Genomic DNA, 18,087 nt, shown 5'->3' with positions numbered 1-18,087 from the left:
AGCGCGATCACCCGGCCTCAGGTAGCCGAAGGCGGTAGGCCCCAAAGGATTGGTGCGGGTGGTCGGACTCGAACCGACACTCCTTGCGGAAAGGGTGTTTGAGACCCTCGCGTCTACCATTCCGCCACACCCGCGTCCGACCTGTCTCTAGCCGAGCCCGCGGCCCGCGTCCAGAGGCTGCATGCGCCTGTGAAAGGGCTTGACCGGACCGGGCGGCCATGCTGTTTCGGCGCAACCCGATCCCGAGGACAGCCGATGCTGCGCGCGCTCTACGACTGGACGATCCGCATGGCAGACCACCCGCGCGCGCTGTGGGTGCTCGCCGTCATCTCCTTCGCCGAAAGCTCGGTGTTCCCGATCCCGCCTGATGTGCTGATGATTCCGATGATCCTCGCACGGCCCTCGCGGGCGTGGCTCATCGCCGCCGTTGCGCTGGTCTCGTCTGTGTTGGGGGGGATGCTGGGCTATGCCATCGGCGCCTTCGCCTACGACAGCATCGGACAGCCGATCCTCGCCGCCCTCGGCAAGGGCGAGGCGATGGACGCTTTCAACACGCGGTTCAACGATTTCGGCTTCTGGGCGGTGCTGACGGCGGGCGTCACGCCCTTCCCCTACAAGGTCATTACCATCATGTCGGGCTGGACGGGGATGCCGCTCGGCACCTTTGTCGCCACCTCTATCCTCGCCCGCGCGGTGCGTTTTTTCCTCGTGGCGGGGCTGTTGTGGAAGTTCGGCGCTCCGATCCGCGATTTCATCGAGCGCCGCCTCGGGCTTTTGACCATCGTCTTTGTCGTGCTGCTGTTTGGCGGCTTTCTCCTTACGCGCTATCTGTGATGCCATGACCAGACAAAAAACCCTCATCCTCCTCGCCGCCAGTGGCTCCGCCGCGCTCTTGCTGGGCGCGCTGGCGTTCCAGCATCTGGGCGGCATGGCGCCATGCAAGCTATGCATCTGGCAGCGCTGGCCGCACGGCGCGGCCATTGTCCTCGGACTTGTGGCGCTGGTGGCGTGGCCCGCGTTGATGGCGGCGCTCGGCGCGCTGGCGGCGCTCGCCACCGCCGGAATCGGCGGATACCACACGGGTGTTGAGCGCGGCTGGTGGCTGGGGCCCTCGGATTGCACGGGCGGCCCGGTGGGCGGCATGAGCAGCGAGGACCTGTTCGACCAGATCATGGCCGCGCCACTGGTGCGCTGCGACGAGGTGCCGTGGGAGATGTGGGGCCTGTCGATGGCGAGCTGGAACATGGTGGTGTCGCTGGGCCTCGCCGCGATCTGGGTGATGGCGCTGCGCGCGCGCTGAATGTCGGGATAAGGAGGGCGGCTGGTTTGATGCAGCGTCGGGCAGGACGCGCATTGGGATCAGGCTGCAAGCGTCCGCTCGAAGCCATCCGGCACCCCCTACCCCCCCGATTTCCACGTATTGAGCAGCAGGCTGGTCTCGGAACTCGCGATGCCGTCGAAGCGGCGGATCTGCGCCAGCACCCGGTCGAGCGCCTCCAGCGTGTCGGTGCCGATCTCCACGATCAGGTCCCAGCGCCCGTTGGTGGTGTGGATTGCACGCACCGCCGCAAGCCCGCCCAATTGGCGGATGATCCGATCGGTGCCGCGCCCCTCGATCCCCAGCATCATCAGCCCGCGCACCGGGTCGCGTAGCGTGTCGCCGCGGAGCACCACGGTAAAGCCGACGATCTCGCCCTTCGCCTGAAGCCGCTCGATCCGCGCCCGCACGGTAGTTCGTGACACGCCAAGGCCGAGCGCAAGATCGGAGAGCGAAGCACGCGCATCGTGGCGCAGCGCCGATAGCAGGCGTCGGTCCGTATCGTCCATATCGAAGCCTTTTGCATTCGTTTCGCAGGAACTACGCCCGATAAGTGCAAAATACCCGCTTCAAATCAACCCGATTCGGAGCCAAACCCTTCTCAAAGACACGAAGGAGACGCTTATGCCCCCCAAGGATATCTTGCTTGTCGGCGCGCCGGTCGACAGTGGCAAGGCCCGGCGCGGCTGCCTGATGGGCCCCGATGCCTACCGCACCGCAGGGCTCGCCGAACAGCTTGCCGAGCTTGGCCTCACCGTGCGCGATCTGGGCAACGTGGAGCCCGCCGACGCCACCGCCCCGCCGCAGATGCCCCCCCATGTGCACGCCCCCGCCGAGACCGCGGGCTGGACCGCGGCACTCGCACAGGCCGGAGAAAGCGCCGCCGCGCAGGGGCTGCCCATCTTTCTGGGCGGCGATCACAGCCTGTCGCTCGGCTCCATCGCCGGCGTGGCCAACAACGCCGCCGCGGAAGGACGCCCGCAATTCATCCTCTGGCTCGACGCGCACAGCGACATCCACACACCGCAAACCACCGGCTCTGGCAACCTGCATGGCACGCCCATCGGCTATGTCACCGGGCGCGAGGGATTTCACGGCTTCCCGTCCGTGGCCAACCCGGTGCCGCAGGAGAATATCTGCATGATCGGGCTGCGCTCGGTCGATGGCGCGGAACGCGAGACCCTCGCCGGGACCGCGATCCGCACCCACGACATGCGCGAGATCGACGAACGCGGGATCGCCCGCCCGCTGACCGAGTTCCTCGAGGATGTCGAGAAGGCGCAGGGCGCGCTTCATGTCTCGCTCGACGTGGATTTCCTCGATCCCTCCTTCGCGCCCGCCGTGGGCACCACCGTGCCCGGCGGTGCCACCATCCGCGAGGCGCACCTGGTGATGGAGATGGTCAGCGACAGCGGCCTTCTCACCTCGCTCGACCTGGTAGAGCTCAACCCGTTTCTCGACGACCGCGGCCGCACCGCACAGGTGATGGTCGATCTCGCCGCCTCGGCGCTCGGCCGCCGCGTCTTCGACCGCGTGACCCGCGCCTATAGCTGAGGAGAGACCCATGACAATTGCCCCCTCCGAGAAGGCCTACGTGCCCTTCGTCTCGGTCGATCACATGATGAAGCTTGTCCACCATATCGGCATGGAGCCAATGCTGCGCGGCCTGGCCGAGTACATCGAGGCCGATTTCCGCCGCTGGAACCTGTTCGACAAGACCCCCCGCATCGCCTCGCATTCCGAGGAGGGGGTGATCGAGCTGATGCCGACCTCCGACGGCGAGGTCTACGGGTTCAAGTACGTGAACGGTCACCCCAAGAACACCAAGGCCGGATTGCAGACCGTCACCGCCTTCGGGCTGCTGGCGAATGTCGGCAACGGCTACCCGGTGCTGCTGTCGGAGATGACCGTGCTCACCGCGCTCAGAACGGCGGCCACCTCGGCGATGGTGGCCCGCCACCTGGCGCCCAAAGGCTCCGACACGATGGCGATGATCGGCGCGGGCGCGCAGTCCGAATTCCAGAGTCTCGCGATGAAGGCGCTGGTGGGGCTGAAATCCGTGCGGCTCTACGACATCGACGCCGCCGCCACCAAAAAAGCCGCGCGCAACCTCTCGGGCATGGGGCTCGAGGTGGTGACATGCCGCAGCGCCGAGGCCGCGATGGAAGGCGCACAGATCATCACCACCTGCACCGCCGACAAGCAATACGCCACCATCCTCAGCGACAACATGGTCGGATCGGGCGTGCATATCAACGCCATCGGCGGCGACTGCCCGGGCAAGACCGAGCTGGCCCCGGCGATCCTGCACCGCTCGTCGATCTTCGTGGAATACCCCGAGCAGACCCGCATCGAGGGCGAGATCCAGCAGCTCGACGCCGACCACCCGGTGACCGAGTTCTGGCGCGTGCTGGCGGGCGAGGTTCCGGGGCGCACGAGCGCGGAACAGATCACGCTCTTTGACAGCGTCGGCTTCGCCATCGAGGATTTCAGCGCCCTGCGCTATATCCGCGACCATATTGGCGGCACCGATTATTACCGCGATCTCGACCTGCTGGCCGACCCCGACGACCCGCGCGACCTCTTTGGCATGCTGATGCGCGCGCAAGAGTGAGAGACAGCGCCGCCTTGCCGGAAACGGCCTAGTCTGCCATAGGCAGAGCAAGTCCCGTTTCCTTTCGCCCGGCGGCCGTCATGAGCACCCCCATCGTCACGTCCATTCCGCCAGTCTTCTCACGCAAGGACAGGGACGGGCATGAAATCGGCAACGATTACCTCGCGCGCTGCGTCCAGTCCTGGCGCGACTGCGGCTTCGATCCCGTCACCGTCAATTCCGAGGCCGAGGAGCTGCACCCGCTCATCGCCGAACTCGGGGTGGAGGTGGTGCGCGTGCCGCGCGACGCAGCCGCGATCACGGGCCGCCCGCACGTGTTCCTCTCCGATCTTCTGGATGCCGCGCGCCGCGTCTCGACCGAGCGCGTGTTCATCGTCAACGCCGATATCGAGCTCGAGATGACCAACGCAACGCGCGACCGGCTCGCCGCGCTCGGCCCGATGCAGGCCGTGGGCGTGCGGCGGCGCGATCACGACGGGGACAAGCGTCCCTCGGCCGCGCGCTACGATGGTGGAATCGACCTGCTGGGGGCGGGCCGCGACGCGCTCGACGGTCTGGACACGGGCGCGCTGATCTTCGGCATGCCGTGGTGGGATCACTACCTGCCGCTGGCGCTGCTCTGGCGCGGGGCGCAGCCCTTCTCTGGCACGGGCGTGACCGTCTGGCACCTCGACCACGAGGGCCGCTGGGACAAGCGACACCACATCCGCGCGGGGCGGGAATTCCTGAGGCTGCTCCGTGAGACACCGGCAGAAATGCGCAAAGACCCGTGGGTCAGCGATCACGTCGCCGCGCTCTCGCGCATCGGGCGCGGACGGTACGGCGACACGTTACAGCGCCGGATCATGGCGCGCCTTCTCGCGCAGCTTTTGCCGGGTTCACGCACCCATATGCGCCGCGTGCTGCGTGCAGCGTCGCAAAGCAACACGGCCTTGCTAGACCGCATCGCCGGCACCGGATGAACGGAGGCGCCGGGATGCATTTTTTCATCGTGATTCCCGTTTTCAACGGCGGTGACAAGATCACCCGCACCATCGAGAGCCTGCGCGCACAGAGCGCACTGGCCGAGGGCACGGCGCGGCTGTCGGTGCTGGTCATGGACGGGGCCTCGACCGACGATACCTGTGCACGGGTCGCGGCCCTCGACGATCCGCGCATCGAGATCGTCTCCGCACCCGATGGCGGCATGTATGACGCGCTGGCGCGGGGGCTGGCGCGCGCGGGCGGGGACGTGACCGGCTATCTACCTGCAGGCGAGGCGCTCGATCCGCACGCCTTTGCCGTGTCGGCGGAGGTGCTCACGCGCTATCCCGATATCGCGTGGATCACCGGGCAGGAGGTGACGCGCAACGCCGCCGGGCAGATCATCAACTGCCGCCTGCCCCACCCGTTCCTGCGGCGTTTCTTCGACTGCGGCATGTATGGCACGCGGCTCACCGTGCTTCAGCAGGAAAGCACGCTATGGCGCAGCGCGCTCAACGCCGAGGTTGATCGCGATCGCCTCGCCGCCTGCCGTCTGGCGGGCGATTACCTTCTGTGGCGCAGCTTCGCGGGAAACCACGAGCTCTACGTGATCGACACCCATATCGGCTCCTTCACCGTCGAGCCGGGACAATTGTCCAAGCAGGAGCCCGGCGCCTACCGGCGCGAATTGCGCGCCCTGCGCCGCCGCCCTGCCCTGTGGGAGCGGCTCGCCGCGCTGCTCTATCGCCAATACGTCAAGCGCACCCGTCCCGGACGGCGCGCGCGCCGCCTCGTCAGGTTCGACCACGGCACGGGTGAATGGCGGCTGACGGGGCGCTGAGCGGGGCTGGGTCACGTCTGGCCCGTTCCCGCCTTCCGCTCATTGGCCCTGACGCGGAATCGGGGCGCAAGCCGCCGCGCCTGCTCACGCCCTACCTTGTCGACCACGCGCGCGGTGCCCTATCATCGCTTGCATGTCCATCCTGTCCTCCTCCCGCACGCATCTTCTGCTCGTCGATTTCCAGGCGCGGCTCATGCCCGCCATCCATGAGGGTGAGAAGGTAACCGCGCAGGCGGTCAAGTTGCTTCGCGGGGCGCGGCTTATGGATGTTCCGCGCAGCTATACCGAGCAGATCCCCGAAAAGCTCGGCCACACCGTGCCGGACCTCGCTCCGCAGCCGGGCGAAGAGGTGCTGGCGAAATCCCGCTTCGACGCGTGCCCGGAGACCGGGCTCGCCACGCGGATCGCGCCCGACAGGCGCATCGTCGTGGCGGGATGCGAGGCACATGTCTGCGTGCTCCAGACCGTGCTGGGGCTGATCGCGGCGGGGCGCGAGGTGGCGGTGGTCGCGGACGCCACCGGGTCGCGCGCGCCCGTCGATCGGGACGCGGCGCTGGCGCGCATGACGCAGCAGGGTGCCGCGCTCGTGACCACCGAGATGGTGATATTCGAATGGTTGGGCGGGGCCGACCACCCACGCTTTCGCGAGGTGATCGCCCTGATCAAGTAGCGCTCAGGCGGCGCGGCGCGTCCGTCTGCGGCGCTGGCCGCCTGGCTTGGCACCTTCGCCCGCATGGGCACCGGGCTTGGAGCCGCCACCCCGGCGCGGACCGCCGCGGCCCGAAGGCTTGGCCTTGGGGTCGGGCAACACCTCCCAGGCACGGCCAGAGGCCACCGGGATGGTGGTGCCGAGGGCCTTCTGGATATCCTTCAACTCGCCCATCTCGTCGGGGGCGCAGAACGCGATCGCCGTGCCCTCGCGTCCGGCGCGCGCGGTGCGCCCGATGCGGTGGACGTAGTTCTCCGCCACGTTGGGCAGCTCGTAGTTGTAGACATGGGTGACCGCCGGGATGTCGAGCCCGCGTGCCGCCACGTCCGTCGCCACCAGCACCCGCACGCGCCCGTCGCGGAACGCGGCAAGCGCGCGCTCGCGCTGGCCTTGGCTCTTGTTGCCGTGGATCGCCGCCACCGCGAAGCCGGCCTGTTCAAGCCTGCGGGCAAGCTTGTCAGAGCCGTGCTTGGTGCGGCCGAAGACCAGCGCCAATTCGTCACGATGCTTGTCGAGGCACTCGATCAGCAGGTCGGGTTTCGCGGCCTTGGCGACGAAATGCACCGCCTGCGAGACCTTGTCGGCCGCCTTGCCCGGCGGGCTCACCTGCACGCGGCGGGGATTGCGCAGGTAGCTGGACGCGATCTCTTCCATCTGCTTGGGCATGGTGGCTGAAAACAGCATGGTTTGGCGCTCGGCGGGCAACAGCCCGGCGATGCGCCGCAACGCGTGGATGAAGCCCAGGTCAAGCATCTGGTCGGCCTCGTCGAGCACCAGGAACTCCGCCGCATCAAGGCGCAGCGCGCGCCGGTCGATGAGGTCAAGCAGCCGCCCGGGCGTCGCCACCAGGATATCGGTGCCGCGCGCCAGCCGGTTGATCTGCGGATTGATCGAGGCGCCACCAACCACCAGACCGATCTTGATCGGGCTGTCCTTGACCAGCGTCATCAGCGCGTCGCGGATCTGGCCGGCCAGCTCTCGGGTCGGCGCGAGGATCAGGCTGCGCACGGATTTGGGCTCGGGCCGGCCCGGCGCCTCCATCAACCGCGTGACCAGCGGCAGGCCAAAGGCCATGGTCTTGCCGGTGCCAGTCTGCGCCAGCCCCATCACGTCATGGCCGTTAAGCGCATGGGGGATGGCGTGGGTCTGGATTGGCGTCGGCTCGGTGATGTTCTGCGCCGCCAGCTTGGCGGTCAGCGACTTGGGCAGGCCCATTTCGTCGAAGAGGTTCAATTCGTGTCCTTTCGGGGGCCGGGGCATATGCCCAAAGCCCGGTGCAGGCGGTGCGAACACCGCCCGGTCATCGTGGTTGCACCTGCCGAGCAAAGACAACGGGCCGATTGCCCCCCGACTTCCGACAGGTGTTTGGCCCCACGCGTGATTTTGGGAACATATCCGCGACATTTCATGAAGAACGCCCCCTCGGGGCCGTGCTGCTCACGCGGCAGGAAATGTCGGTTGCGTTGCATATGGCGGCGGGGCGAGGGGAAGTCAAGCGCCGCGTTTCCGTCTGTAGGGAGGAAAGGAAGCGAATGGCCTGGAGGGGACCTTGAACCATCCGGTGATGAGCCGCGCGAGCACCAGCCCGCGGGATGGCGATGCACCGGTTGGCCTGCCGCACTTTATGTCCGAGTTCCCAAGAGATATCAGAGCTTTGCACCAGCGTTACCCAATCGCCAGCCCGGGGGGCGGGCTGGCGCTCGCGCGGCGGCGTGCAAGCACGCCTTGTTCCGCGCGGGGCGGGAGGCGAATGGCAGGAATAGACCAATACCCGCGCGCCCTGCGCCTTACCGCACCATCCACTTGCCATCGGGCCAGAACGCATGAAAGGCAAAGGCGAACATCACGTCATGGGGCACGTCGCGCCCCTGCCCGTCGCTCACCCGCACGGTGCCCACCTCGCGACCCTCCGAGATGACGCCACGATCCAGCGCCGAGGCCTGTCCTTCTTCCCAGCTGATGGTCACACCTGCCTCGCGCACGCCGCCTTCGTCGCGGATGCGCGTCAGCGGCCAGGCCCGGTTGCCCACCCGCACCACGCGCTCCAGCGGCGGGATACCGTGCGGTGGGTTTTCGCCGTTGTAGAGGAAGGGCCGCGTGGACCTGTCATACCCGCGGTAGGGATTGCGCCCGTAGGAGCGGTTATAGGCGGGCTCGGCCATCACCAGCCCTTGCGGATTGCGCGCGCGGTACTGGTCCCAGCTTTCCATCCACGTGGGCAGATGGCGCAGTTCGACCCCGGTCATCTCGCCGACGATCCCCCGGCCCACGGCCTGCTGCCACCAGCTCTGGGTCTGGCGGTCATACATCACCATGTCGGAATGGCGCAGCTTGCCCGAGACGCCGAAGCTCAGCACCCGGCCCTGCACCCGCCGGTCAAAGGTCATGCCGGAATTGCACAGCGGGCAATAGGTGACGGCCACCGGCACGCCTCCCACGGTGTCGTTGACGATCTCGTGCCACATCAAGTAGCGGATCGGGTAGGCGCGCGGCTCGGCCCCCTCGATCTCGACCGTGATGACCGGCTCGCGCCCCCTCAAGCCGCCTGCATCATCCGCACGCAGGAATTGCGGATCGTCGATGGCGGGGATGCCGTCCTTGGGCGGCCCGCCCGACATGATCTCGGACCAGTCGTCGATGCTGGTTCGCGAGAAATCGGTTTGCGGCCACTCGGCCTGCCATTGCGACGGGTTGGCATGGGCGAGCGGTGCACCGAGCAACAAGACCGCAAGAAGGGTAAAAAGGCGGGGCATCGGGGCGCTCCTCCACGCAAGGACGTTAACACAAGGATGCGCACTTCGCAGGATTCGAACCAGCCCCGCCCACGCGAATGTGACTACCCGTCAGCGTCGCCTCGCCTCGGTCAGCGCCCGGTCCCAGAGCCGGTCACGCATGATCCGGCGCATGGCGCGCCTTAATTCGCCTGCCGCGTCGGTCTCGTAACAGCGTCCATGCGTGAGGATCAGCCGCTCCGGCCCCCAGTCGAGCACCTTGTCGACCAGATCGCCTACCGCTCCACGCCCGCCCAAGCGCCCCGTCAGACCGGGTGGTGGCTTGCCATCGCTGTCGTCGATTCCCGCGAGCCAGACCAGAACCCGCGCCCAGGGTGGCAGCGGCGCGGTCTCGACCGCCATCACCAGCCGCGACAGGATCACCGACCGGCTCTCGCGGTGCAGGAACACGGTCTCGCAATCGGTGCCCGAGGCGCTGAGCGGCCGGATCTCGCGTCGCCACGGGGCCTCGGACATCTCTGCCCCGCGCCACACCCGCGCCGCCGGATACGCGGCCTGCCAGTCGTCCAGCCACGGCAGGTCCGGCGCGGCGGGCACCACGAGATGCGCCACGCGACCCTCGTCTTCCAGCCATGCCGCAAGGTCGGGCAAAAGCGGTCCCGGCGCATGAATCCACAGCGCCCCGCCCGATAGCCGCGCCACCACCGTGCGCAACGGCACCGGCACGCCCATCCGCCACTCCACATGCGCGCCCTCCAGCGCCCAGAGCCCAGGCGCAAGCGCGCGCGGCGCGGAGATGGGCACCGGCAGGCTCACTCGGTGACGGTGACTTTGGTCATCGCGTCGGGCCGCCCGATCACCGCGCCGTTCTGGCCGCGTCCGCGCTTGATGGCATCGACCACGTCCATCCCGTCGATCACGCGCCCGACGACGGTGTATTGACCGTTCAGGTGCGGGGCCGGGGCGAACATGATGAAGAACTGCGAATTGGCGCTGTCGGGATCGCGCGAGCGCGCCATGCCGATCACGCCACGCTCGAACGGCTCGTCGGAGAATTCGGCCTTCAGATCGGGCCGGTCGCTGCCGCCCGTACCCGCCATCGCCATGTCGCCACCCTCGAGGCGGCCAAACTCGACGTCGCCGGTCTGCGCCATGAAGCCGTCGATCACGCGGTGAAACACCACGCCGTCATAGGCCCCCTCTTCGGCCAGCGCGGTGATCTGCGCCACGTGGTTGGGGGCCACGTCCTCAAAGAGATCAACGGTAACGGTGCCGTTGGCCTCTCCGGCCACCTCGATCTTGAGGCCGGTCGCGCCTGTCGGCGCGCCAGAAAAGACCATCAGCGCCGGGCTGGTCAACAGGGTGAAGGCAAGGACGAGTTTACGCATCGGCGGCCACCTTGACGCTGATCATCCGGTCGGGGTTGGCGGGCGGCTCGCCCTTGGTGATCGCATCGACATGCTCCATGCCGGAAATCACCCTTCCATAGACCGTGTATTGCCCGTTGAGGAAATGGTTGTCCTTGAAATTGATGAAGAACTGGCTGTTGGCGGAATTCGGGTTCTGGCTGCGCGCCGCCCCCAGCGTGCCGCGATCATGCGGGATCTTGGAGAACTCGGCCTTGAGGTCGGGCAACTCGCTGCCGCCGGTCCCGGCGCGGCGCGGGTTGTAGTCATTCTCCATGTTGGCGTGCTGCACGTCGCCGGTCTGCGCCATGAACCCGTCGATCACGCGGTGAAAGGCGACGTTGTCGTACTTTCCCGCGCGCGCCAGCTCCTTCATCCGTTCGCAATGCCCCGGTGCAATCGCCGGCATGAGCTCGATAGTGACCGTGCCGTCCTTCAGCTCCATCAGGATGGTGTTCTCGGGGTCCTTGATCTCGGCCATCGGGCGCTCCTTTTTGTAAACTTCCCCGTTACCTAAGACGAACGCGTGCCGATGCCAAGCGCGCAGGTTGACGCCGCCGCCCCCCCGCGCCAATAGGGGCACGACATACCGATCATCAGGGAGGCGCCCGCGCCATGAGCTGGAAAACCCTCGACGAAATGGAGATCGCGGGCAAGCGCGTACTGGTGCGCGTGGATATCAACGTGCCGGTCGAAAACGGCACGGTGACCGACGCCACGCGAATCGAGCGCATCAAGCCGACGATCCGCGACATTCTCGACCGCGGCGGCAAGCCCATGCTGATCGCCCATTTCGACCGGCCCAAGGGCAAGGTCGTGCCGGGCATGTCGCTGCGCGTCACGGTGCCCGCGCTCGAGGCGACCCTGGGCCGCACCGTGCGCCTGATCGAGACACTGGAGGGGGCCGAGAACCTCACCGAGGAGGCCCGTGCCGCCGACGTGCTGCTGCTGGAAAACATCCGCTTTCACCCCGGCGAAGAGGCCAATGACCCCGATTTCGCCACCCGTCTCGCCGCGCTCGGCGACGTCTATTGCAACGATGCCTTCTCGGCGGCGCACCGCGCGCACGCCTCGACCACCGCGCTCGCGCACCTGCTTCCCGCCTGCGCGGGCCGCCTGATGCAGGCGGAGTTGCAGGCGCTCGAGGCGGCGCTCGGCAATCCCGCCCGCCCGGTGGTGGCGGTGGTGGGCGGCGCCAAGGTCTCGACCAAGCTCGATCTGCTGGGCAACCTCGTGGAAAAGGTCGATACCCTCGTGATCGGCGGTGGTATGGCCAACACCTTCCTCGCCGCGATGGGGCTCGACGTGGGCCGCTCACTCTGCGAGCGCGACATGGGTGCCACGGCGCGCGACATCATGCGCAAGGCCGGGGCGGCGGGCTGCGAGATCCTGCTGCCCGCCGATGTGGTCGTGGCACGCGAATTCGCCGAAGGGGCAGCACATGAGGTAACAGGGGCCCATGCCTGCCCGCCGGATGCGATGATCCTCGACGCGGGTCCACAGGCGGTGGCGCGCATCACCGCGGCACTCGATGCCGCCAAAACGCTGATCTGGAATGGCCCGCTCGGCGCGTTCGAGATCGCGCCTTTTAATGCCGCGACCAACGCCGCCGCGCGCCACGCGGCCAGGCTCAGCCGCGAAGGGCGGCTTGTCTCTGTGGCGGGTGGCGGCGACACAGTCTCGGCGCTCAACCGCGCCGGGGCGGCGGAGGATTTCACCTACATCTCCACCGCCGGTGGCGCGTTCCTCGAATGGATGGAGGGCAAGGACCTGCCCGGCGTTGCGGCGCTTCACGTCTGAGGCGGGCCGGCGGCGATGGATGCGCTCTGGTCCTTCCTGATCGCGGCCTTCGCGCTGACCGGCAGCCCCGGGCCCAACACGCTGAGCCTTGCCGGGGTCGGGGCCTCGTTCGGGCGGCGGCGCGGGGTGGCATATCTGATGGGGCTGACCATCGGCATGGTGCTGGTGATCGCGATTGTGGGAACCGGCATATCCGGGGCCATCATGACGCTGCCGGGAATTTCTCCGGTCGTGACCGGATTGGCCGCGGCCTATTTCCTCTACCTCGCCTGGCGCATCGCCACGGCGCCGCCCCTGCCGGAGATTGGCAGGCTGGCGCCTGAGGCCGGGCCTCGTTGGTACGAGGGAATCATCCTGTCGCTGGCCAACCCCAAAGCCTATGCTGCGATGGCCGCGTTATTTTCCGGTCACGTACTGGTAGCCGGGAACGCCATACGTGACGGGCTCTGGAAAGCCGGGCTCGCATTGGCGGTCATCTGCACGGTCAACATATTTTGGCTGTTGCTCGGCGCCGGGATGGCCGGGCTCATGCGCAGTCCCCGCACTGCGCGCGCCGTGAACATCGCCTTCGCTGTGCTGTTGCTGGCCTCGGTTCTGATCGTGGCGGTGGGATAGCGCGGGTTTTCGCGTGCCAGTGCCAAACCCGGCGCGATGTTAGCGCCACCAGAATTGCAACGCTCCGCGCCCTCGCCTAGAAGCGGCACCAGCGCGGCACGGGGCCGCGCCCGGGACAGAACGAGGGCGGAGCATTTTCATGTCGAAAGCAGATCAAGCAGCCAGGATTCGCGCGGGCGAGGGGTTCATCGCCGCGCTCGACCAGTCCGGCGGCTCTACCCCCAAGGCGCTACGCCTCTACGGCATTCCCGATGACCGCTATTCCACCGAGGCCGAGATGTTCGACCTCGTGCACGCCATGCGTGCGCGCATCGCGCAGGCCCCGGCCTTTACCGGCGACAAGGTGCTGGGCGCGATCCTGTTCGAGATGACGATGGATCGCGAGATCGGCGGCAAACCGTCGGCGCGCTACCTGTGGGAAGAGCGGGGCGTCGTGCCGTTCCTCAAGGTGGACAAGGGGCTTGCAGAACCCGAGAACGGCGTGCGCCTGATGAAGCCGATGCCCGATCTCGACGCGCTCCTGGAACGCGGCGCGGCGGCGGGTATCTTCGGCACCAAGATGCGCTCGGTCATCGACGCTGCCGATGCCACCGGGATCGCCGCCAACGTGAACCAGCAATTCGAGGTGGCGCACCAGATCCTTGGCCACGGCCTCGTGCCGATCATCGAGCCGGAAGTGACCATCTCCATCGCCGACAAGGCCGAGGCCGAAGAGGTGCTGCGCAGCGCGATCCTGGCACAGCTGGATGCGTTGCCGCAGGATCAGGAGGTGATGCTCAAGCTGACCCTGCCGGAGGCACCCAATCTCTACGAGGCGCTGGTCAATCACCCGCGCGTGCTGCGCGTGGTGGCGCTCTCGGGCGGTTACAGCCGCAACGAGGCCAACGAGCGCCTTGCGCAGAACCGTGGCGTGATCGCCAGCTTCAGCCGCGCACTGACCGAGGGGTTGTCGGCGGATCAGTCCGACGACGCGTTCAACGCCACGCTCGCGGCCTCCATCGACAGCATCCGCGCGGCCTCGGTGGCGGGTTAAGGGGCGCGATCCGCATCCAAGTGTGCGAGCGGAATTTTGAAAAAATTCCGGATAAGAAAATTTTAAATTTTCTTGGCCGTTGGCCCATGCGGAAAGATGCGCGCGCCGCTCACCCCCCCTTGAGCCGCTTGAGCAGCACCACCTCGCTATCCTCGGCGATGGGCTGAAACCAGCTGTCATTGTAGATGCGTCCGTCGATGGAGACCGACACGCCGCGCTCCAGTTCCGGGCGCAGGCCGGGGAATTTCTCCCCCAGCCCGTCGAGCAACTCGCGCAAGGTGGCCGCTTTGATCTCCACCTTGCGCGCGCCCTCGGCCTGATCGGCGAGCGAGCCCCAGAGCACAACTTCGACCATCAGCCGTCCGCTTGCGCCTGCAACGCCGCCAGCACGCGCGGCGGCGACATCGGCAGTTGCGTCATCCGCACGCCCGCCGCCGCCGACACCGCGTTGGCGATGGCCGCGAGTGGCGGCACGATGGAGGTCTCCCCCACCCCGCGCACGCCGTAGGGATGCCCCGGATTGGGGATCTCAAGGATCACGGTGTCGATCATCGGCAGGTCCGAGGCCACCGGGATGCGATAATCGAGGAACCCGGCATTCTGCAGGATGCCATCCTTGCCATAGATATATTCCTCGTTCAGCGCCCAGCCGATGCCCTGCACAGCCCCGCCCTGGAACTGGCCTTCGACGTAGGAGGGATGCACCGCCTTGCCGGCGTCCTGAAACACCGTGTAGCGCAGGATTTTCGTCGAGCCGGTGTCGGGGTCGAGCTCCACATCCACCATATGCGTGGCAAAGCTCACCCCCGCGCCTTCGGCATTCACCTCGTGATGCCCGGCAATCGGCCCGCCGGTGTTGGAGGCGATGGCGGCGATCTCCTTGAGGGTCATGGGCGGGAATTTCCCCGCATTGGGCCCGGCAGGCCGTGCCGCGCCGTCTTCCCATTCCACGGCCTCTTCGTCAATGCCCCAGATCATCGCCGCGCGGCGGCACATTTCCGCCTTTGCGGCCTGTGCGGCCTTGATGGTCGCCAGCCCCACGGCAAAGGTCACGCGGCTTCCGTCCGTCACCTCGTTCTGCCCGAGCGATCCTGTATCGGCGATGATCGTCCGCACCTGATCGTAGGGGATGCCAAGCTCCTCGGCGGCCATCATCGTCATCGACGCGCGCGAGCCGCCGATATCGGGGTTGCCCTCCGACACGGTCACGGTGCCGTCCGGCGTGATGTTGAGGCTCACGCAGGTATCGCCGCCGAAATTGAACCAGAAGCCGCAGGCCACGCCCCGGCCCTGATTTTCGCTCAGCGGCGCGGACCAGTGCGGATGCGATTTCGCCGCCTCCAGCGTCGCCTTGAGGCCGATGGCAGGATAGGTCGGGCCGTAGGACGCCTTGGTGCCCTCGTCCGCCCCGTTCATCAGCCGCACTTCCAGCGGGTCGAGGCCAAAGCCCTTGGCTGCCTCATCGATCGCGCTCTCGATGGCGAACGCCGCCATCGGCGCGCCCGGCGCGCGGTAAGCCGCGGCCTTGGGCCGGTTGGTGACCACGTCCCACCCGACAGTCTTGACGTTCTCCAGATCATAGGGTGCAAAGCCGGACATCGCGCCCATGTCGACGGGCGATCCCGGATAGGCCCCGCCCTGATAGCGCAACTCGGCGAACCCGGCGGTGATCTTGCCGACTTTGGTCATGCCGATTTTCACATCAATCGAGGTCGAAGACGTCGGCCCGGTAGCGCGCAGCACTTCGGAGCGACTCATCACCATCTTGACCGGACGGCCCGATTTCTTGGCCAGCATCAGCGCTACCGGCTCCAGAAACACCACCGTCTTGCCGCCGAACCCACCACCGATTTCCGATGCGGTGACGCGCAGCTGCCCCTGCTCCATCCCGAGGATCGCGGCACAGGTGTTGCGCACCATGTAGTGCCCTTGGGTGCAAACCCACAGATCGGCCTTGCCGTCCGGCCCCATGGTGGCAAGACACGCATGCGGCTCGATATAGCCCTGATGGGTGGCCGCCGTCCGGTAGGTGCGCTTGACCACGCGGTCGGCCTGTTTCAGCCCCGCCTCGATATCGCCATGCCCGAATTCCGAGCGCGCGATCACGTTGGCGGACATGCCCCCGGGCACGGTTTCCTGCTGCCGCCCCTCGTGCAGCACAGGCGCGTCGGGCTTGATCGCCTCGTCCACGTCCGTGACGTGCGGCAGCACCTCGTATTCCACCTCGATCAATTTCAGCGCCTTGCGCGCCACCGCCGGGCTGCTTGCCGCCACGGCGGCCACAGCGTGGCCGTCATAGAGAGCCTTGTCGCCCGCCATGCAATTATCCATGACGTCGGCCACGTCCGCGGGCACCTCGCCGAAATCGGCACGGGTGACCACGGCCTTGACGCCTGAGAGCGCTTCGGCCTTCGACGTGTCGATCCGCTTGATCCGCGCATGGGCATGCGGGCTTCGCAGAATGCGCCCCGTCAGCATGCCCGGCAGGACCATGTCGGCGCCGAACCGCGCGCGCCCCGTCACCTTGTCGATCCCGTCGGGGCGGTCGGGGCGCGTGCCCACGACCTTGAAGTCCCGGGTTTTCTTGGTGTCATCCAGTGCCATTACGACGCCCTCCGCATGTCCGCTGCCGTTTCCATCACGGCGCGGATGATCTTGTCATAGCCGGTGCAGCGGCACAGGTTGCCCGCCAGCCAATAGCGCACCTCCTCCTCGCTCGGGTCGGGGTTGCGCTCCAAGAGCGACTGCGCCGCCACGAGGATTCCCGGCGTGCAGATGCCGCATTGCAGCGCGGCCATCTCGATGAATTTACGCTGCAACGGGTGCAACTGATCGCCCTTGGCCATACCCTCGATGGTGGCGACCTCGCGCCCCTCGGCCTCGGCCCCCAGCATCAGGCAAGAGCAGACGAGACGGCCATCCACGGCCACCGAACAGGCCCCGCAATCGCCGGTGCCGCAGCCCTCCTTGGTGCCGGTCAGCCCCAGCCGGTCGCGCAGCACGTCGAGCAGCGTGTCCTCGGGTTCGCAGAGGAACTCGGTCTCATCGCCGTTGATCTTTGTGGTGACGTGTATCTGGCTCATGCCGTATCTCCTTTCGCGCGGTTTGCCGCGATCACCGCCGCGCGTCGGGCCAGTACACCCGCCACGTGCCTGCGGAAATCCACCGTGCCGCGCTTGTCGTCTATGGGTGTTGCCGCCTTCGAGCAGGCCGCCGCCAGGTCATCCAGCGCCGCCTCGTCGAGCACGCGGCGCTTGATCGCCTCTGCCGCTTTCTCGACCAGCATCACCTTGGGACCGACCGCGCCAAGCGAGACCCGCGCCGCTGTTACCCGATCCTCCTCGTCAAGGCTAAGCGAGATGCCGCAACCCACCACCGCGATATCCATCTCCGTGCGTGGGATGAAGCGCAGATAGGCATCGCCCGACCGCTGCCCGCGCGCGGGCAGCAGGATCGACGCGATGAACTCGCCCGGCTCCAGCGCCGTCTTGCCCGGCCCCTGCGGCACGTCGATCACGGCCAGGTCGCGTGTGCCGTTCGGCCCGACGATCCGCGCCACCGCCCCGGCGGCCACCATCGCCGGCACCGAATCGGCAGCCGGCGAGGCATTGCACAGGTTGCCCGCCAGCGTCGCGCGCCCCTGCACCTGCGTCGAGCCGATGAGTCCTGCTGCCTCGACCACGCCGGGCCAGTCGGCGACAAGCGCCTCGTGCTCGGACATCTCGGCCCCCGATACGGCCGCCCCGATACGCCAGCCGCCCTCTTCGGCGCGGATGTCCTTCATGCCGTCGATGCGCTTGATATCGACGATCATCTCCGGCTCGATCATCTCCGAGCGCAGCTTCACCAGCAGGTCGGTGCCGCCCGCCAGAACATGCGCGCCCGACTGCCCGGCAAGGGCAGCGACCGCGTCCTCCACGCTCAAAGGCGCCTCGTATCGCATGGCTTCATCCTTTCGCTCTGCTTTCCGCGCGGCGACTCCGCACAGACGATTTCGTCCGCGACTATCCCGCAAATGCGGACCGGGTGCAAACCGGTTCACGCCACGATCCTGCC

At 67.3% G+C, this 18,087-nt stretch carries 20 protein-coding genes and 1 tRNA gene; 10 read left to right on the top strand and 11 right to left on the bottom strand.

The genetic code is table 11. The annotated features are described in order from the left end of the window. Positions 1-50 precede the first annotated feature (50 nt). Positions 51-134 (bottom strand) — tRNA-Leu (locus C6W92_RS06380). A 121-nt stretch (positions 135-255) separates the two neighbouring features. Here C6W92_RS06380 and C6W92_RS06375 point away from each other — a divergent pair. Then, the gene (locus C6W92_RS06375) at positions 256-834 is read left to right on the top strand and encodes a YqaA family protein (RefSeq protein WP_129432175.1); all 579 of its coding nucleotides are present in this window, start codon (positions 256-258) and stop codon (positions 832-834) included. Between the two features lie 4 nt (positions 835-838). After that, positions 839-1,300: a disulfide bond formation protein B gene (locus tag C6W92_RS06370; RefSeq protein WP_129432174.1), complete on the top strand. Its 462-nt coding sequence runs from the start codon at positions 839-841 to the stop codon at positions 1,298-1,300. A gap of 98 nt (positions 1,301-1,398) precedes the next feature. Here the strand turns inward: C6W92_RS06370 and C6W92_RS06365 are convergent, their stop codons facing one another. Continuing rightward, a complete protein-coding gene (locus C6W92_RS06365) occupies positions 1,399-1,827 on the bottom strand; it encodes an Lrp/AsnC family transcriptional regulator (RefSeq protein WP_129432173.1) in 429 nt (142 codons plus the stop codon). A gap of 115 nt (positions 1,828-1,942) precedes the next feature. On the opposite strand from C6W92_RS06365, the gene rocF reads away from it, so the two are divergent. From rocF to C6W92_RS06340, 5 genes are all read left to right on the top strand, one after another. Beyond that, complete coding sequence (gene rocF, locus C6W92_RS06360; protein WP_129432172.1) at positions 1,943-2,872, top strand: arginase; 930 nt, start codon at positions 1,943-1,945, stop codon at positions 2,870-2,872. A 10-nt stretch (positions 2,873-2,882) separates the two neighbouring features. Then, positions 2,883-3,932 (top strand): ornithine cyclodeaminase, encoded by a 1,050-nt coding sequence (locus C6W92_RS06355; protein WP_129432171.1) that lies wholly within the window; start codon positions 2,883-2,885, stop codon positions 3,930-3,932. Positions 3,933-4,012: 80 nt separating this feature from the next. Further along, entirely contained in the window at positions 4,013-4,894 is an 882-nt protein-coding gene (locus tag C6W92_RS06350) for a hypothetical protein (protein WP_129432170.1), read from the top strand. Positions 4,895-4,908: 14 nt separating this feature from the next. Next, positions 4,909-5,736, top strand: coding sequence for a glycosyltransferase (locus C6W92_RS06345; protein ID WP_164989182.1), 828 nt, complete (start codon positions 4,909-4,911; stop codon positions 5,734-5,736). Positions 5,737-5,869: 133 nt separating this feature from the next. After that, positions 5,870-6,406 (top strand): isochorismatase family protein, encoded by a 537-nt coding sequence (locus tag C6W92_RS06340; RefSeq protein ID WP_129432168.1) that lies wholly within the window; start codon positions 5,870-5,872, stop codon positions 6,404-6,406. Positions 6,407-6,409: 3 nt separating this feature from the next. Here the strand turns inward: C6W92_RS06340 and C6W92_RS06335 are convergent, their stop codons facing one another. From C6W92_RS06335 to C6W92_RS06315, 5 genes are all read right to left on the bottom strand, one after another. After that, the gene (locus C6W92_RS06335) at positions 6,410-7,660 is read right to left on the bottom strand and encodes a DEAD/DEAH box helicase (RefSeq protein ID WP_129432218.1); all 1,251 of its coding nucleotides are present in this window, start codon (positions 7,658-7,660) and stop codon (positions 6,410-6,412) included. 572 nt (positions 7,661-8,232) lie between these two features. Continuing rightward, entirely contained in the window at positions 8,233-9,198 is a 966-nt protein-coding gene (locus C6W92_RS06330) for a DUF3179 domain-containing protein (protein ID WP_129432167.1), read from the bottom strand. Positions 9,199-9,288: 90 nt separating this feature from the next. Next, a complete protein-coding gene (locus tag C6W92_RS06325) occupies positions 9,289-9,981 on the bottom strand; it encodes a DUF4336 domain-containing protein (RefSeq protein WP_241691086.1) in 693 nt (230 codons plus the stop codon). 8 nt (positions 9,982-9,989) lie between these two features. Further along, on the bottom strand, positions 9,990-10,565 hold the full coding sequence (locus C6W92_RS06320; RefSeq protein ID WP_129432166.1) for a peptidylprolyl isomerase: 576 nt from the start codon (positions 10,563-10,565) through the stop codon (positions 9,990-9,992). Beyond that, positions 10,558-11,064, bottom strand: a complete 507-nt coding sequence (locus tag C6W92_RS06315; protein ID WP_129432165.1) for a peptidylprolyl isomerase — start codon at positions 11,062-11,064, stop codon at positions 10,558-10,560. Before C6W92_RS06315 ends, C6W92_RS06320 begins: the two co-directional genes overlap by 8 nt. 134 nt (positions 11,065-11,198) lie before the next feature. Between C6W92_RS06315 and C6W92_RS06310 the strand changes: the two genes are divergently transcribed. From C6W92_RS06310 to C6W92_RS06300, 3 genes are all read left to right on the top strand, one after another. Further along, positions 11,199-12,383: a phosphoglycerate kinase gene (locus C6W92_RS06310; protein ID WP_129432164.1), complete on the top strand. Its 1,185-nt coding sequence runs from the start codon at positions 11,199-11,201 to the stop codon at positions 12,381-12,383. A gap of 15 nt (positions 12,384-12,398) precedes the next feature. Further along, positions 12,399-12,998 (top strand): LysE family translocator, encoded by a 600-nt coding sequence (locus C6W92_RS06305; RefSeq protein ID WP_129432163.1) that lies wholly within the window; start codon positions 12,399-12,401, stop codon positions 12,996-12,998. Between the two features lie 139 nt (positions 12,999-13,137). Continuing rightward, positions 13,138-14,031 carry a fructose bisphosphate aldolase gene (locus tag C6W92_RS06300; RefSeq protein WP_129432162.1) on the top strand — a complete coding sequence of 298 codons (894 nt, stop codon included), beginning with the start codon at positions 13,138-13,140 and terminating at the stop codon, positions 14,029-14,031. 109 nt (positions 14,032-14,140) lie between these two features. Here the strand turns inward: C6W92_RS06300 and C6W92_RS06295 are convergent, their stop codons facing one another. From C6W92_RS06295 to C6W92_RS06280, 4 genes are read right to left on the bottom strand one after another with little or no spacing between them, the layout of a single operon-like run. Then, positions 14,141-14,386 (bottom strand): MoaD/ThiS family protein, encoded by a 246-nt coding sequence (locus C6W92_RS06295; RefSeq protein WP_129432161.1) that lies wholly within the window; start codon positions 14,384-14,386, stop codon positions 14,141-14,143. Then, on the bottom strand, positions 14,386-16,635 hold the full coding sequence (locus C6W92_RS06290) for a xanthine dehydrogenase family protein molybdopterin-binding subunit (RefSeq protein ID WP_129432160.1): 2,250 nt from the start codon (positions 16,633-16,635) through the stop codon (positions 14,386-14,388). The genes C6W92_RS06295 and C6W92_RS06290 overlap by 1 nt, the downstream gene beginning before the upstream one ends. Next, the gene (locus tag C6W92_RS06285; RefSeq protein ID WP_104017303.1) at positions 16,635-17,114 is read right to left on the bottom strand and encodes a (2Fe-2S)-binding protein; all 480 of its coding nucleotides are present in this window, start codon (positions 17,112-17,114) and stop codon (positions 16,635-16,637) included. Before C6W92_RS06285 ends, C6W92_RS06290 begins: the two co-directional genes overlap by 1 nt. Continuing rightward, on the bottom strand, positions 17,111-17,974 hold the full coding sequence (locus tag C6W92_RS06280) for a xanthine dehydrogenase family protein subunit M (protein ID WP_129432159.1): 864 nt from the start codon (positions 17,972-17,974) through the stop codon (positions 17,111-17,113). Before C6W92_RS06280 ends, C6W92_RS06285 begins: the two co-directional genes overlap by 4 nt. Between the last annotated feature and the right edge of the window lie 113 nt (positions 17,975-18,087).

Origin of the sequence: Roseovarius sp. A46 (assembly GCF_004126395.1) — a bacterium.
GTDB classification, from domain to species: domain Bacteria; phylum Pseudomonadota; class Alphaproteobacteria; order Rhodobacterales; family Rhodobacteraceae; genus Roseovarius; species Roseovarius nitratireducens.
Note: the sequence above shows the minus strand (reverse complement) of the source record. Positions and strands in the feature narration are given on the sequence as shown.

What these genes read in the sequence shown, in the direction of transcription:
- C6W92_RS06375 (WP_129432175.1), top strand. Translation starts at nt 256, where the DNA reads ATGCTGCGCGCGCTCTACGACTGGACGATCCGCATGGCAGACCACCCG.
- C6W92_RS06370 (WP_129432174.1), top strand. Translation starts at nt 839, where the DNA reads ATGACCAGACAAAAAACCCTCATCCTCCTCGCCGCCAGTGGCTCCGCC.
- C6W92_RS06365 (WP_129432173.1), bottom strand. Translation starts at nt 1,827, where the DNA reads ATGGACGATACGGACCGACGCCTGCTATCGGCGCTGCGCCACGATGCG.
- rocF (WP_129432172.1), top strand. Translation starts at nt 1,943, where the DNA reads ATGCCCCCCAAGGATATCTTGCTTGTCGGCGCGCCGGTCGACAGTGGC.
- C6W92_RS06355 (WP_129432171.1), top strand. Translation starts at nt 2,883, where the DNA reads ATGACAATTGCCCCCTCCGAGAAGGCCTACGTGCCCTTCGTCTCGGTC.
- C6W92_RS06350 (WP_129432170.1), top strand. Translation starts at nt 4,013, where the DNA reads ATGAGCACCCCCATCGTCACGTCCATTCCGCCAGTCTTCTCACGCAAG.
- C6W92_RS06345 (WP_164989182.1), top strand. Translation starts at nt 4,909, where the DNA reads ATGCATTTTTTCATCGTGATTCCCGTTTTCAACGGCGGTGACAAGATC.
- C6W92_RS06340 (WP_129432168.1), top strand. Translation starts at nt 5,870, where the DNA reads ATGTCCATCCTGTCCTCCTCCCGCACGCATCTTCTGCTCGTCGATTTC.
- C6W92_RS06335 (WP_129432218.1), bottom strand. Translation starts at nt 7,660, where the DNA reads ATGGGCCTGCCCAAGTCGCTGACCGCCAAGCTGGCGGCGCAGAACATC.
- C6W92_RS06330 (WP_129432167.1), bottom strand. Translation starts at nt 9,198, where the DNA reads ATGCCCCGCCTTTTTACCCTTCTTGCGGTCTTGTTGCTCGGTGCACCG.
- C6W92_RS06320 (WP_129432166.1), bottom strand. Translation starts at nt 10,565, where the DNA reads ATGCGTAAACTCGTCCTTGCCTTCACCCTGTTGACCAGCCCGGCGCTG.
- C6W92_RS06315 (WP_129432165.1), bottom strand. Translation starts at nt 11,064, where the DNA reads ATGGCCGAGATCAAGGACCCCGAGAACACCATCCTGATGGAGCTGAAG.
- C6W92_RS06310 (WP_129432164.1), top strand. Translation starts at nt 11,199, where the DNA reads ATGAGCTGGAAAACCCTCGACGAAATGGAGATCGCGGGCAAGCGCGTA.
- C6W92_RS06305 (WP_129432163.1), top strand. Translation starts at nt 12,399, where the DNA reads ATGGATGCGCTCTGGTCCTTCCTGATCGCGGCCTTCGCGCTGACCGGC.
- C6W92_RS06300 (WP_129432162.1), top strand. Translation starts at nt 13,138, where the DNA reads ATGTCGAAAGCAGATCAAGCAGCCAGGATTCGCGCGGGCGAGGGGTTC.
- C6W92_RS06295 (WP_129432161.1), bottom strand. Translation starts at nt 14,386, where the DNA reads ATGGTCGAAGTTGTGCTCTGGGGCTCGCTCGCCGATCAGGCCGAGGGC.
- C6W92_RS06290 (WP_129432160.1), bottom strand. Translation starts at nt 16,635, where the DNA reads ATGGCACTGGATGACACCAAGAAAACCCGGGACTTCAAGGTCGTGGGC.
- C6W92_RS06285 (WP_104017303.1), bottom strand. Translation starts at nt 17,114, where the DNA reads ATGAGCCAGATACACGTCACCACAAAGATCAACGGCGATGAGACCGAG.
- C6W92_RS06280 (WP_129432159.1), bottom strand. Translation starts at nt 17,974, where the DNA reads ATGCGATACGAGGCGCCTTTGAGCGTGGAGGACGCGGTCGCTGCCCTT.